This window comes from Halalkalicoccus paucihalophilus (assembly GCF_001593955.1).
In the GTDB taxonomy this organism is placed as follows: Archaea; Halobacteriota; Halobacteria; order Halobacteriales; family Halalkalicoccaceae; genus Halalkalicoccus; species Halalkalicoccus paucihalophilus.
This window is the reverse complement of sequence record NZ_LTAZ01000007.1, coordinates 18,053-31,939: the sequence shown is the minus strand read 5'-3', so window position 1 is coordinate 31,939 and position 13,887 is coordinate 18,053. Positions and strand designations below refer to the sequence as shown.

Genomic DNA, 13,887 nt, shown 5'->3' with positions numbered 1-13,887 from the left:
TCGCCGCTTAAGCGTTCTGAGACGCGTCGGGCTGCCTCCACCATCACTCCTAATAGCCGGCCCGCGGACCGTATACCATGATCGACACAGGCGAGTCAGCGCCCGACTTCACGGTCCCGATCGCCCGCGGTGAAGCCTACAACGACGTCGGCGAGTTCACCCTCTCGGAGCACTTGAGTGAGGGCCCGGTCGTCCTCGCGTTCTTCCCCGCGGCGTTTACCAGCGGCTGTACCGAGGAGATGTGCACCTTCCGGGACTCCCTGAACGCCTTCGAAGCGGTCGATTCGAGCGTCTACGGGATCAGCACCGACCTCCCGTTCGCCCAGAACGAGTTCATCCGCCAGGAAGGCCTTACTTTCCCCCTACTGAGCGACTTCGAGCACGAAGCGATCCGTGCCTACGACGTCGTCCGCGAGGGGTTCTACGACGTGATGTTCGTCGCCGAGCGCTCGGTCTTCGTCATTGACGACGATGGAGAGATCGTCTACCGATGGGCCGAAACCGGCGACGAGCGGGACTTTCCCGCGCTCGTCGAAGAGATCCGCGAGACCGTCGAGACGCTCGCGGCCGATTGACTGATCACTCGTCGGCCAGCAACGCCCCGTCGCCGTGTTCCTCGCGCAAGTGCTGGAGGTACTCGCGCTGATCGGCGAGCCGCGGGGTCGGCTCCGCGAACGCGTGCTCGAACATCTCGCTCGGGTCGGCCTCGTATCCCTCGGCCCGGTCGACGAGGTCGGTGATCGACTCCTCGATCCCCTCGTCTAGTTCCGCGATCCGGTCGTCGTCGATGACCCCCTCCCCGCGGAGATACGCCTCGAACCGGTCGATGGGGTCCTTCTCCTTCCACTCCTCGACCTCCGCGTCGTCGCGGTAGTTCGATGGATCGTCGGCGGTGGTGTGGGCGCCGTAGCGGTACTGGATCGCCTCGATCAGCGTCGGACGGGGCTCGTCTCCTTCGGGATCGAGCGCCTTCTCCCGGGCGGCCTTCGTCACGGCGTACATCGCCAGCGGGTCCATCCCGTTGACCTGGACGCCCTCGAAGCCGTAGGCGCGCGCCTTGACCGCCAGCGTCTCGCTTGCGGTCTGTCGTTCCCTGGGGACCGAGATCGCCCACTGGTTGTTGTTACAGACGAAGACCGACGGGGTGTCGAACACACCGGCGAAGTTCAGCGCCTCGTGGAAGTCCCCCTCGCTGGTCGCGCCGTCCCCGAAGTGCGCGACGGTCGCGAGGTCGTCGCCGGCGAGTTTTGCGGCCCACGCGTAGCCCACCGCGTGCGGGAGGTGGTCGCCGATGGTGATGTTCAGTGGAAACACCTCGATGTCCGCGAGACGGGCGTTACCCGCCTCGTGACCCATCCAGTACAGCAAGTACTCCCAGGGCATCCCGCGGGCTGCGAGCGAGCCGTGCTCGCGGTACTGATACGAGATCATGTCCCCGTCCGCCAGCGCGTAGGTGCTGCCGATTTGGGACCCCTCCTGGCCCGAAAGCGACGAATAGGTCCCCATTCGTCCCTGTCGCTGGAGGCTGATCATGCGCTCGTCGAACCGCCGGGAAAAGCACATGTCCCGATACATCGCCGTCAGTTGCTCGGGCGAGAGGTCCGGGACGAGTTCGGGTGCGCGGACGCTCCCGTCGGGTGCGAGCACCTCGATCCGGTCGTCCGGTGCCCGGTCGAAGAGGGGTCGTGTCATCTATGGGTGAACCTCGGAGAGAAGCGACATAAAGCCGCACACCCGGTAGGCATTCGTCCGAACGCTAGATAGTCAATTGACAGAAAGTTTTATTATGGTGTGTGGTATACTATCACATACACCCGCCGCCCCGTTCGAGACGCGGTGGGTACCCGCACGGTCCGTATCGTCCACCAACCATCTCGAAACGCCAACACACTACATCGAACGCACACGACACCACCGCACGACAGTCCCGTATCGTACAGTAATCAGGTATCGTCCGCCAATTACCGTATCGCGCGCCAACCACGCATCGCTCGCTAACCACTGCGTCACGTCGGTCCGACGTCGGCTCTCCCTATCGGGCCCTTCGGACCCGTTGATTTCGTCTCCAGTTCGACACCGGTTGTGTCCCGTCCATCCGTTGGCCGCTCCTTGCATCCTCGGTAGCGATCCGCCCGTTCGGCCGACGGCGACGACAGCCACACACTGTTAATAGATAGCAAACCGAACGGAAGTACCGGTACCAGAGCAATGGCGACGGAACTCCATCCACAGGCCGAAGACCTACTGCACGACCTCTCGGCGAGCGGCGTCCCACCCCTCTATCGACAGTCGATAGCACAGGCTCGCGAGACGTATCTCGATCTGACCGTTCCGGCGGGGACCCCTGAACCGGTCGAACGGGTCGACGAGACGGAGATCGAGGGCCCGAACGGGCCGATCCCGATCCGTCTCTACGATCCCCACGATACCATCGACGAGGAGCCCCAACCGGTACTCGCCTTCTTTCACGGCGGCGGCTGGGCCCTTGGGGATCTCGAGACGCACGACCTCGCCTCGCGCGCGCTCGCGAACGCCGCCGGTCGTCCCGTCGTCTCCGTCGACTACCGCCGCGCGCCGGAGTTCCCCTTTCCCGCTCCACTCGAGGACTGTTATGCCGCTCTCGATTGGCTCGCCAGCGATCCCGATCTCAACGGCGACGTTCGCATCGACCCCGGCCGGATCGCCGTCGGCGGCGACAGCGCCGGGGGAACGCTCGTAGCGGGGGTTTCCCTTCTCGCGCGCGATCGTGGTGGCCCCGAGATCGCCCGCCAACTGCTCGTCTACCCCGCGACGAACCACGCCTTCGACACCGATTCGTACACGGAGAACGCCAGCGGCTACTTCATGACGCGGGGGGATATGGAACGATTCTGGACGACGTATCTCGAAACGGACCTCGACGGCGACCACCCATACGCCTCGCCGCTTCGGACGCCCGACCTCGCCGACCTCCCTCCGGCGACCGTGTTGACCTGTGGGTTCGATCCGCTCCGCGACGAGGGGCGGGCGTACGCCGACCGCCTCGAGGACGCCGGTGTTCCCGTGAATCGCCTCGAGTATCCCGATATGATCCACGGCTTTCTCACGATGCTCGCCGACCCCGAGTGGGACCGTGCCCGCGAGGCCATCGACGCCCTCGCGGGCGACCTGCGCGACGGGTTCGACGACTGAGTCGGTCTTCGCGGGTGCCATGACCGGACGACGGTGCTACCACCACTCGATATTGTGCATCGGTAGCACCCAACAGTTAATATCGATCGTTACGTTTCCATTGGCGATGCCAACCATCGATCTGGAGACCGAAACGGGACGCAAAGAGGCCCTTCGGCGGATGCTCACCATCCGACAGTTCGACACGACGGCGGGTGAGCGCTTCGCCGACGGCGAAATACCGGGGTTCGTCCACCTCTACATCGGCGAGGAGGCGGTGGGAGTGGGTGCGTGTAGTGCGCTAGAAGACGACGACTACATCACGAGCACCCATCGCGGCCATGGCCACTGCATCGCGAAGGGGCTCGACCCAAAACCCATGATGGCCGAACTCTACGGCAAGCGCGAGGGCTACTGCAACGGGAAGGGGGGCTCGATGCACATCGCGGACGTCGACGCCGGGATGCTCGGTGCCAACGGTATCGTCGGCGCGGGCCCACCGCTGGGGACGGGCGCGGCGCTGACGATCGACCGGAAGGGCGAGGACCGGGTTGCGCTGTCGTTTCTGGGCGACGGGGCGGTCGCGCAGGGGCAGGTCCACTCGGCGGCGAACCTCGCGGCGACGTGGGACTTACCTGTAATTTTCCTCGTCGAAAACAACCACTACGGCGAGGGGACGCCGGTCGAGGAACAGCACAACGTCGAGAACCTGAGCGCCACCGCGGGCGCGTACAACGTCCCGGGGATCACCGTCGACGGGATGGACATCACCGCGGTCAACGAGGCGGTGACGGAGGCCCGCGAACGGGCCCGCGCCGGAGACGGCCCGACGTTCATCGAGGCCGAGACCTATCGGTTCCACGGCCACTTCGAGGGCGACGAGGAGCTGTACCGGGAGGACGACGAGGTCGAGCGCTGGGAGGCCCGCGACCCCATCGAGACGTTCGCACAGCGCCTGATCGACCGGGGCGAACTCACCAACGAGGAGTACGAGGCCCTCCAGTCGGAGGTCGAGACGACCATCGAGGAGGCCCTCGAGTACGCCCAGAGCGCAGAGGAGCCCGCCCCCGAGGAGGCCTACGACGACATGTTCGCCGCCGAGGTACCCGAGATCACGGAGTTCGCCCGGCGGGTGCGTGCGGACGGGGGCGACCCCGACGGGGGTGAGCGCTGATGGCGAGCGCGGGACTCGAAGCCGAGGCGACCGAGACGATGACGGTGCGGGAGGCGATCCGCGAGACGCTGCGCGAGGAGATGGCCCGCGACGAGGACGTCTTCCTCATGGGCGAGGACATCGCGACGATGGGCGGCGTCCTCGACGTGACCGGCGACCTCCACGAGCAGTTCGGTAAGGACCGCGTTCGGGACACGCCCATCGGCGAGTCGGGGTTCATGGGCGCGGCGACCGGCGCGGCCGCGACCGGCTCGCGGCCGGTCGTCGAGATCATGTTCTCGGACTTCCTCGGGGTGGCGATGGAACAGGTCATGAACCAGATGGCGAAGATGCGCTATATGTTCGGCGGGAAGACCGAGATGCCCGTCACCGTTCGGACCACTGAGGGCGGGGGGATGGGCGCGGCGAGCCAACACTCGGGGACCGTCCACTCCTGGATCGCCCACTTCCCGGGGCTGATGGCCGTCGCCCCCGGCACGCCCGCGGCAGCCAAAGGCTTGCTCAAATCGGCGATCCGGTCGGACGACCCCGTCTTCTTCTTCGAGAACAAGATGATCTACGAGCAGTCGGGCGAGGTGCCGGTCGACGAGGACTTCACGATCCCGCTGGGCGAGGCTCACGTCGAGCGCGAGGGCTCGGATGTAACCGTGATCGCGACCCAGCGGCTCGTCGGCGAGTCGCTGTCAGTCGCAGACGAACTGGAGGGCGACACCGACGTCGAGGTGATCGACCTGCGGTCGCTGTACCCGCTCGACACCGACACCATCGTCGAGAGCCTCGAGAAGACCGGCCGGCTCGTGGTCGCCGACGAGAGCCCCCTTTCCTACGGCACCCATGCGGAAGTGGTGGCTCGCGCCGTCGAGAACGCCTTCTACAGCCTCGACGCGCCGATCCAGCGGGTGGGCGTCCCCGATACGCACATGCCCTTCAGCCCGTCGCTCGAACGGGAGGTCCTTCCCGACGGTGCGGAGGTCAGAGACGCCATCGAACGGATCGTCTGAGCGGTGGGCGCTCATATCGGGCTGATCGTCAATCCGGCCGCCGGGCGCGACATCCGGCGGCTGACCGGCGGTGCGAGCGTCGTCGACAACTACGCGAAGCGACGCGTCGCCGAATGCGTCCTCGAAGGGCTGGAGGTCGTTCCCGATCCGCCGACGGCACTCCTGATGCCCGACACGGCGGGGATCGCCGCGAGTGCCGCCGAGGAGATCTCCGGGGTCGAAACGGACCTACTCGACTGCTCCCCTGATGGAACCGCTGCCGACACCCGTCGGGCGGCCGCCCGATTCAGCGAGGAGGCCGACGCGATCGTCGTCCTCGGTGGCGACGGGACGAGCCGCGATACCGCCCTCGAGTGCGGCGACGTTCCCCTTCTCCCCGTTTCAACGGGGACGAACAACGTCGTACCCACCGCCGTCGACGGGACGGTCGCCGGGGCGGCCGCCGCGCTCGTCGCGACGGGTGCAGTCGAGGCGGCGGCGGTCACGTATCGCCACGACATGGTCGAGGCACGCACGAAATCGGACGAGACCGTCACCGGGCTGGCGTCGGTCGAACTCTCGAACCGATCGTTCGTGGGGACGCGGGCGATGCTTGATCCCGAGGATCTCACGGGCGGGGTCGTCTCCCGGGCGAATCCCGCGGACATCGGCCTCAGCAGCGTCGCGGGGGCGACCGATTCGCTCGCGCCCGACGAACCGGGGGTGATCGGTCTCCGGCTCGTTGATCCCGATACGGCTCCACGGACGGTCAGGGCGATCGTCGCCCCCGGCGTGGTAGCAGAGATCGGTATCGAGGAGGGGTATCGCTTGACCGACGGGGAGTCGATGACCGTCGACGTCGAGGAGGGCGTCGTCGGGGCCGACGGCGAGCGCGAACTCGAAGTAGTGGGGGAAACCGTCGAGTTCCGCGCGGCCGACCGAGGCCCGCGACTCGTCTCGATCGAGGCGGTCTTCGACGCCGCCGGTACCGGCGTCTTCGAGAACGGCTAATCTTCCCGTCTGACTGTTCGCCGGACCAGTACGAACGTATAAATCGATTACCGTCCCTCTTCTGTATATCATGGTCAATACTGATATACCGGACGTGGGGATCGAGATCCCGCAGATCACGCAGGTCGCGTTCGTCGTCAGGGACATCGAGGACGGGATGGAGCGGTTCGGTTCGATCCTCGGTATCGGCCCGTGGGAGGTCTATCGATTCGAGCCGCCCCGTCTCTCGGAGACGACCTATCGCGGCGAACCGCACGACTACTCTATGGTACTTGCCCTTGGCGAGGTCGCGGGGACGATGATCGAATTGATCGAGCCGCTGGAAGGCGAGAACATCTACACCGACCACTTGGAAGAACACGGCGAGGGGCTCCACCACGTCGCGTGTTTCGCGTTCGAGGACACGGAGGCGGTCGTCGAGCGGTTCGAGGAGACGGGGATGGGGGTGCTTCAGAGCGGGAACTTCGCTGGGGTCCGATACTGGTACTTCGACACGCGGGATCGGCTCAACGGCGTCATCTTCGAGACGGCGACGAACCTCGAGGCGATGCCCGATCCCGACAGGACGTATCCCGAGTAGGCAGAACCCGGACTACTTCCCGTAGGTTGCCAGCACGAGTTCGGGTAGATCTCCGATCCGTTCGAGCAGCGTTTCGAGGAATTCCTCTGCGTCCCCGTCGCCGAGGACACGGGTATCGTAAGCCAGCGACAGCGAGAGGCACCGATCGAGGGAGACGCCGTTTTCGGCGGGTGTGGCTCGTCGTCGTGAGGCGTCTGCGAGAAGCCCCGCGACCGTCGGCGGTGCGAGCAGCGACTCGCCGTCGCCGTCGAACTCCCCTTCGAGCGCGAGCGCGAACGTCGCGCGCGTGCCCGAGACACCGCTCGCAACCGCTTCGTCGGTCTTCACGTGGCGCGTCTCGACGAGGTCGGCGAACGACCGCCCCTCGACGCCCTCGACGACGGGCGTGAGCAGTTCGCCATCGGCCTCGGCCGCGAGCGCGACGTCCTGTTGTCGATGGAGGTGGTGGGTGTCGTCCTCGAACGTCGCGTTGAACGTGGGATGGTTCTCGAGCGCCGACGAGGTCGCCACGAGCAGGGTGTCGAGCGGTGAGACCTCGATGTCGAACGCCTCCGCCGCCAGTTCGGTCGTCTCGATCAGCGTATCGGCCGCCCCCCCGTCGACCACGAGCGTTGCGGTGCGATATCGCCCCGGACCGACGCCCGCCCGCCCGGCGTCAGAGACCGCAGATTCGACGGCGTCCGTCGGCGTCTCCTCGGCCGCGGCCTCGACGTCGTCCTCGGTGATCGCACCCCCCGGTCCCGATCCGTCGATACCGGCGAGATCGACCCCGAGTTCTTCGGCCCGCCGTTTCGACCGTGGTGAGGCCTTGACCCGCTCTGCGGCCGGTGCTGGCGTCGTCTCGGCCTCCGTTTCGCCGGACGCCGCGACGGCCTCGACGTCCTCTTCGGTGATCGCGCCCTGTGGTCCGGTTCCGTCGACGGTACTGAGGGTGACGTCGAGCTCCTCGGCCCGGCGTTCGGCCCGTGGTGAGGCTTTCACCTGCGCCGACGCGCTCTCGGCACTCGAAGCGCTCGCCGCCGTCTCCGCCTCCGCGGTCGGTTCGGCCGATTCCGCCGGTTCGTCCACGGGTTCGGTCGACTCCTCAGGATCCGCCGCCGCTTGGTCGAACTCCGCTTCGAACCCCGTTATGTCCTCGTCGGCGTCCGCGACGATCCCGATGGGCGTTCCCGGTGGGACCGTCTCGCCCTCGTCGATGTCGACGAGTCGAAGGACGCCGCCCTCGCGGGCCTCGATCTCGCCGATGCTCTTCTCGGATTCGATCTCGGCGAGCACTTCGCCCTCCTCGACGGGGTCGCCTTCTTCGCTATACCACTCCAAGAGGGTCCCCTGTTCCATTTCGAGCCCCAACTTCGGCATCTTGACAACGTATCCCATGCTGGTAGGCAACGTAGACCTCAGTGAAAAACCCTCTCTCCTCGATCCGTTTCGAGGGACCGACGCGAACGCCGCTCGAACGGGTCGTCCACCCTCCCGCTCCGTCATTCCTTTGGCAGTCCGCCGCCGTACTCCTTTCACATGTGGGACGGTGCGGACTACTGGCTTGTTCGTCTCCTCTTCCAGCGGGCCCTCGCGCTGCTCTATTTGATCGCCTTTCTCGTCGCGGCCAACCAGTTCCGCCCGCTCGCCGGCGAGGACGGGTTGTTGCCGATCAGCCGGTACGTCGAGCACACCTCCGTTAGCGAGCGACCGAGCCTCTTCCATCTCGTTCCGAGCGACCGTGCGATCGGGCTTGCGGCGTGGGCTGGGGTGGGCCTCTCGCTGATCGCACTCGTGGCTGGCCCCTACTGGTTACCCGACCCCTACGCGACGCCCGCCTCGATGGCCCTCTGGGCGATGCTGTGGCTCCTGTACCTCTCGTTCGTGAACGCGGGCCAGACCTTCTACGGCTACGGTTGGGAGTCCATGCTGCTTGAGACCGGCTTTCTCGCGGTCTTCCTCGGTGCCGGGAGCGTCGCCCCGCCGTTCGTGGTTCTCGTTCTGCTCCAGTGGGTGCTCTTTCGGAACATGTTCGGTGCGGGGCTGATCAAACTCCGCGGCGACGACTGTTGGCGCGATCTGAGCGCGATGGAGTACCACTACGAGACCCAGCCGATTCCCAACCCCGTGAGCTGGTTCGCCCACCACCGTTCGAAGCGCTTTCACCGCCTCGAGACGCTCGGGAATCACGTGGTCGAACTCGCGGTCCCCTTCCTGTATTTCGCACCTCAACCCCTCTCGGCGCTCGCAGGCGTGGCGACGATCGGGTTTCAGGGCTGGCTGATGGTGACCGGCAACTTCGCGTGGCTAAACGCGCTGACGATCGTTCTGGCGATCGCCACGTTCAGCGACGGCACTCTCATGGCGATTCTCCCGGTTTCGGCGCCAGCCACGGTCGCGACGCCGCTGTATCTCGAGGTGCTTGCGGTTCTCGTGACCGTCCTCGTCCTCGCGTTGAGCATCCGGCCAGCAGTCAACATGCTCTCGGAGTCGCAGGTGATGAACACCGCCTTCGACCCGTTGCATCTGGTCAACACCTACGGCGCGTTCGGCTCGATCACGAGGGAGCGTTACGAGATCGTTATCGAAGGGACTGCCGACGAAGAACCCACCGACGGGACCGAGTGGCGCGCCTACGAGTTCAAGGGAAAACCGACCGACCCCACACGACGGCCGCCACAGGTCGCTCCTTACCACCTTCGACTCGACTGGCAACTCTGGTTCGCTGCGATGGCGCCCTCTCCCTACCGGAGCCCGTGGTTCCCGCGCCTGTTGGCCAAGCTCCTTGAAGGTGATGAGGCGACCCTCGATCTGCTCGCTACGGTCCCCTTCGACGACCCGCCCGAGTACGTCCGCGCGACCCGGTATCACTACCGATACACGACCCCGGTCGAACGCGAGGAGACGGGCCGGTGGTGGGAGCGTGAACCCGTCGGCACGTACGTGCGGCCGACGTCGCTGAAGGATCTTCGGGGTGACGGATCGAGACGAGGCCGGCGGAGGCTGTGACCAGTCGTCCCCTCAGCGCTCGTCGTCCGAGTTCCGTCTCGCCGGCGGCGTCTTCGAGAGGAGGCGTCCCCAGAAGCTCCGGTTGTCCGCGATCCGTCGGTACGAACGCTCCCGGAGGCGCTCGTAGTCCTCGAAGTTTCGGAGGAACTTCGTGAGTGGTCGGACCGGCCGTCCGATCTCGGTCCGCGTGAACGCCTCCTCGATCGATGCGCCACACGAGTAGACCCCGTCGTCGGTGACGAAGTGCGAGCAGTTCTCGTATTCGTCGGGGATTTTCTCGCACAGTTCGGGCGTGAGGTCGGCGAACCCGACCACCCGAATGTCGGAGTGATCGGCGAGGTAGTCGGCCCACCACGTACAGAAGCCACAGTCGTCGTCGTAGACGAGCGTTGCGGTCATACCTCTAGTAGTGGCTCGACGCCACTAACGTTTGCTCTCCGTGTCCGCTGACGAATGTGATGGGCGGGGTTTCGGCCCTGATGGCGTTGGCTTTGGACCGATTTCTTGGACCGGCGACCCCGGATATTTACTGCCGTCGTTCACAAGAGGGTGTATGGAGCAGTTCGTCCAGTCCATCGTCGGCGGTGGCGTCGTTCTGCTCTGTGGCCTCTGGATCGGTGCGTTTTCAGCCGCGTACTCGGGTGTGTGGCTGCTCGGAGCGGTCCTCGTTCTCTTTGGACTCGGGGGATTAACCTACGGTATCGGCCGCGAGATCGAGCTCTGACCGACCCATCCGTCCCGATCCGACGGGCCCGCTATTCGCCTGCCTCCGAATAGATCGCCCGCCACTGTTCGACGATCCGATCGATCCCGAACGCCTCAACGATTCGCTCTCGACCCCGCGTTCCCATTCGCTCACGCGTTCCGTCTTCCATCTCCAGTACCGTGTCCATGTTCGCGGCCAGTTGATCGGGATCTCTCACCTCGCTCAGGTATCCCGTCTCCCCGTCGGCGACGATCTCCTCGGGGCCGCCACAGGCCGTCGAGACGACCGGCAGTTCACACGCCATCGCCTCGGCGACGACGATTCCGAATCCCTCCCAATGCGAGGATAGGACGAACCCGTCGGCAGCGCTCATATACTACCTTCCCTCCGACGAGGACCACCCCACGACGCCGGTCAGCCCCTACGGCGTCTCGAAGCTCGCGGCCGAGCAGTACGCGCGCGTCTACAACGAAGTGTACGGCCTGCCGACGGTTTCACTGCGGTATCTCACCGTCTACGGCCCCCGGATGCGCCCGAACATGGCGATCTCGAATTTCGTCTCCCGATGTCTCCATGACGAACCGCCGGTGATCTACGGCGATGGCTCTCAAACCCGGGATTTCACCTACGTCGACGACGTCCTCTGGGCGAACGAGCGACTCCTCGATACTGATGTCGCCGACGGCGAGATCATGAACGTCGGGAGTACGGACACCATCGACATCGAGACGCTCGCCGAAGTGGTGCGCAATCAGCTCGCACCCGACCTCGACCTCGTCTACGGCGAGCGAAACGACGCCGATGCCGAGCACACCCACGCCGACATCTCGAAGGCGAACGAGCTGTTGGGGTACGAACCGACGACCGACATCCGTGAGGGGGTTTCCGAGTTCATCCACTGGTATCGGGCCAATAAGGAGTGGTACGATCCGCTGGTTCGCAACTCGTAGGCTGTGTCGGACCTCAACTCACCTGAATCCTGTCCTCGGATCGTTCGAGTGAGTAACGCAGTCCCGCTTGCCCTCGTGATCTGCCTTCGACGGGTTCGAAATTCGGAGCATATATTTTTGTGAAGGGATACCTAACACCAAACAGTTACCTACGTGTTCGGGAAAGCAAACAGGGGCACAAATCGCTCTTCACAACCGTGGCAAGAAATCGATACCCACCCCTATCGGCCGGTATATCGAGGTGACCGATGAAGTATTTCACCCTCGTTCTCACGCCGGATGAAGGCGGCATTCACCCCGTCGATCGGATGTTGGCGAAGGATCCGAGCGTCGAACGCGAGGCACTGTTGTACGTCAACGCGTTCAGCGACGGGACCGGAACGATGGTGTACAGCCTCCGTGGCGACCGCCACGCGGTTTCCACGGCGCTGACCGACCACGAGGCACTCATCAGCCACGACGTGTTCCACGAAGACGAAGCCGAGGGAACGTTCCACGTCCACGTCCACCTTCAACCCGGTGAACCGGCGGGCTCGCTTATGATGCTCTTTCAGAGGTACGCGCTGATGGTCGACACGCCGATCGTCTTTACGGCTCACGGTGGTCTGCAGACCACGCTCATCGGCTCTCACGATCTCTTGGGTCAGGCGATCGAGGAAATGCCCGAGTCGGTCGGCGTTTCGATCCGACAGGTCGGGCAGTACTCCTCCGACAGCCAGTATCTCCGGTCACAGCTGACGACACGCCAGCTCGAGGTGATCGAAGCGGCCATCGAGATGGGCTACTACGAGGTCCCACGACGCACGAACCACGAGGAGATCTCGACGCGACTCGGCTGTGCGGCGAGTACCGTCAACGAACACCTCCGAAAGGCCGAAGCACGGGTGTTCTCGATGTTGACTCCCTGAGTTTTACTTCCGCCGATACACACGCATCTCTGAGCGGAGCGCGTCGACGGCGAGTCCATAGAGCGCCTCCCAGTCGTCGTGATCGATCGCCTTCTCCCGGTCGAAGGCACCCCTTTCCCGTCGACCCCCTGTCCGTTCACCGTTGGGCCCGTCGTTCATGGCGATCTCGTACAGAATGCGGTTCTCCTCGGAGAGCGTATCACACGAGTCGAGTAGCTGGGTTGCCGTCGCCTCGCACCGGTGGACTGCCGGCGGTGCGTATCCCCCGGCCCGGTCGCCGAGTCGATTCCCGGCCACGGTGAGCGCCGCTGCGTTCCGTCGTCGGGGGGTCATCGACTCCGTCGTCTCAAGGAGGCGTGCGGCCGCCGTTATTCCGGTCCACCGGTCGTCCTGCAGCACCGAGAGCACGGCGTAGCGGAACTGGTGGCGTTCATACTCCTCCTGACGGTTCCGGTCGCAATACAGGTCAGCGAGCGCTCCGTGGACCCGACACCCGTGATCGGGAAGCCGAGCTGCGTTCGCAAGCGTGCGGTGATACGCGTCGATCGCCGCGTCGGTATCGCCACGTGCACGATGTGCGTTTCCGGCGTTGAACCGAGGAACCGGATCGTTCGGACTCCGTTCGCTCGCGCGTTCGAAATCGCGGATCGCCAGCGCGTAGCTCCCCTGCTCGGCGTAGGCGTTCCCTCGCTTGAGATACGCGTTTTCGTACCCGTCTTCGAGTGCGATCGCACGGTCGAGATCCGCATCCGACTCCGCGACGTTGCCCAATTGTGCATGGGCGATCGCCCGGTTGTAGTAGGCGTCCGCGTTCTCACGATTGCACTGGATCGCTCGGCGATAATCGTCGAGTGCTGTAGCGGGGCCGCTCACCTCGTTTGTGGAGATTCCGCGTGCGTTGTACGCCTGTGAGCGATCGGGATCGAGATCGATCGCTCGGCCGAACGACTCGATCGCTGCTTCATGGCGGCCGGCCAGCGCCAGTGCACTCCCCCGTTTGTAGCGAGCGGTCGCGTCCTCGGGATCGAGCTCGATCGCGCGGTCGTAGTCGCTCATCACACGGTTTGCGTCGCCGAACACGACGTACGCGCTCGCGCGGTTGTGGTAGGCGCGAGCGTTTTCAGGATCGAGCTCGATCGCTCGGTCGTACGCCCCGATGGCGTTTCCGTACTCACTCTGCTCGACGAGCGCGTTCCCCCGCTCGATGTGGGCCTCAGCGTTCCCGGGCTCGAGGTCGATTGCCCGGTCGGCGTCCGCGAGGGCGCGTTCGGACTGGCCGGTCGCCAGATACGCCCGACTGCGAAGGCATAGGGCCCGACCGTCCTCGGGCGTCGATTCGAGTGACCGAGAGAGACGCTCGATGGCCGTCTCAGCGTCGTCGCTCTGGAGGGCATCGAACGCGCGATCAGTGGGGTCGAAAGCGTGGTCCATGAGGTGGGC

14 protein-coding genes and 1 pseudogene are annotated in these 13,887 nt (G+C 65.1%); 10 read left to right on the top strand and 5 right to left on the bottom strand.

What is annotated here, in order from left to right; translation table 11 throughout:
• The first annotated feature begins 77 nt into the window (after positions 1 to 77).
• On the top strand, positions 78 to 575 hold the full coding sequence (locus HAPAU_RS12955; RefSeq protein ID WP_066383418.1) for a redoxin domain-containing protein: 498 nt from the start codon (positions 78 to 80) through the stop codon (positions 573 to 575).
• A 4-nt stretch (positions 576 to 579) separates the two neighbouring features.
• Here the strand turns inward: HAPAU_RS12955 and pdhA are convergent, their stop codons facing one another.
• On the bottom strand, positions 580 to 1,692 hold the full coding sequence (pdhA, locus tag HAPAU_RS12950; RefSeq protein ID WP_066383416.1) for a pyruvate dehydrogenase (acetyl-transferring) E1 component subunit alpha: 1,113 nt from the start codon (positions 1,690 to 1,692) through the stop codon (positions 580 to 582).
• A gap of 516 nt (positions 1,693 to 2,208) precedes the next feature.
• On the opposite strand from pdhA, the gene HAPAU_RS12945 reads away from it, so the two are divergent.
• From HAPAU_RS12945 to HAPAU_RS12925, 5 genes are all read left to right on the top strand, one after another.
• The gene (locus HAPAU_RS12945; RefSeq protein WP_066383415.1) at positions 2,209 to 3,171 is read left to right on the top strand and encodes an alpha/beta hydrolase; all 963 of its coding nucleotides are present in this window, start codon (positions 2,209 to 2,211) and stop codon (positions 3,169 to 3,171) included.
• A gap of 106 nt (positions 3,172 to 3,277) precedes the next feature.
• Entirely contained in the window at positions 3,278 to 4,324 is a 1,047-nt protein-coding gene (locus HAPAU_RS12940; protein WP_066383414.1) for a thiamine pyrophosphate-dependent dehydrogenase E1 component subunit alpha, read from the top strand.
• Positions 4,324 to 5,325 carry an alpha-ketoacid dehydrogenase subunit beta gene (locus HAPAU_RS12935; RefSeq protein WP_084383725.1) on the top strand — a complete coding sequence of 334 codons (1,002 nt, stop codon included), beginning with the start codon at positions 4,324 to 4,326 and terminating at the stop codon, positions 5,323 to 5,325. Before HAPAU_RS12940 ends, HAPAU_RS12935 begins: the two co-directional genes overlap by 1 nt.
• A 3-nt stretch (positions 5,326 to 5,328) precedes the next feature.
• Complete coding sequence (locus tag HAPAU_RS12930; protein ID WP_066383411.1) at positions 5,329 to 6,315, top strand: NAD(+)/NADH kinase; 987 nt, start codon at positions 5,329 to 5,331, stop codon at positions 6,313 to 6,315.
• 70 nt (positions 6,316 to 6,385) lie between these two features.
• Positions 6,386 to 6,895, top strand: coding sequence for a VOC family protein (locus HAPAU_RS12925; protein ID WP_066383410.1), 510 nt, complete (start codon positions 6,386 to 6,388; stop codon positions 6,893 to 6,895).
• Between the two features lie 12 nt (positions 6,896 to 6,907).
• Here HAPAU_RS12925 and HAPAU_RS12920 read toward each other — a convergent pair whose 3' ends face one another.
• Positions 6,908 to 8,272: an E3 binding domain-containing protein gene (locus tag HAPAU_RS12920; RefSeq protein WP_066383408.1), complete on the bottom strand. Its 1,365-nt coding sequence runs from the start codon at positions 8,270 to 8,272 to the stop codon at positions 6,908 to 6,910.
• 141 nt (positions 8,273 to 8,413) lie between these two features.
• Here HAPAU_RS12920 and HAPAU_RS12915 point away from each other — a divergent pair, with 141 nt between their 5' ends.
• Entirely contained in the window at positions 8,414 to 9,883 is a 1,470-nt protein-coding gene (locus HAPAU_RS12915; RefSeq protein WP_066383404.1) for a lipase maturation factor family protein, read from the top strand.
• 12 nt (positions 9,884 to 9,895) lie between these two features.
• On the opposite strand, the gene HAPAU_RS12910 is transcribed toward HAPAU_RS12915, so the two are convergent.
• Entirely contained in the window at positions 9,896 to 10,282 is a 387-nt protein-coding gene (locus tag HAPAU_RS12910) for a thiol-disulfide oxidoreductase DCC family protein (protein ID WP_066383400.1), read from the bottom strand.
• 154 nt (positions 10,283 to 10,436) lie between these two features.
• Here HAPAU_RS12910 and HAPAU_RS21730 point away from each other — a divergent pair, with 154 nt between their 5' ends.
• The gene (locus HAPAU_RS21730; protein ID WP_169802657.1) at positions 10,437 to 10,607 is read left to right on the top strand and encodes a hypothetical protein; all 171 of its coding nucleotides are present in this window, start codon (positions 10,437 to 10,439) and stop codon (positions 10,605 to 10,607) included.
• A gap of 31 nt (positions 10,608 to 10,638) precedes the next feature.
• On the opposite strand, the gene HAPAU_RS12905 is transcribed toward HAPAU_RS21730, so the two are convergent.
• Positions 10,639 to 10,962 (bottom strand): glycosyltransferase, encoded by a 324-nt coding sequence (locus HAPAU_RS12905; RefSeq protein WP_066383398.1) that lies wholly within the window; start codon positions 10,960 to 10,962, stop codon positions 10,639 to 10,641.
• Positions 10,963 to 10,966: 4 nt separating this feature from the next.
• Between HAPAU_RS12905 and HAPAU_RS21725 the strand changes: the two are divergent.
• Both HAPAU_RS21725 and HAPAU_RS12895 read left to right on the top strand, forming a co-directional pair.
• Positions 10,967 to 11,539, top strand: a pseudogene (locus tag HAPAU_RS21725) (GDP-mannose 4,6-dehydratase); the annotation flags it as partial.
• A 248-nt stretch (positions 11,540 to 11,787) separates the two neighbouring features.
• A complete protein-coding gene (locus HAPAU_RS12895) occupies positions 11,788 to 12,447 on the top strand; it encodes a helix-turn-helix domain-containing protein (protein WP_066383396.1) in 660 nt (219 codons plus the stop codon).
• Between the two features lie 3 nt (positions 12,448 to 12,450).
• Here HAPAU_RS12895 and HAPAU_RS12890 read toward each other — a convergent pair whose 3' ends face one another.
• Positions 12,451 to 13,878, bottom strand: coding sequence for a tetratricopeptide repeat protein (locus HAPAU_RS12890; RefSeq protein ID WP_066383393.1), 1,428 nt, complete (start codon positions 13,876 to 13,878; stop codon positions 12,451 to 12,453).
• Positions 13,879 to 13,887 lie beyond the last annotated feature (9 nt).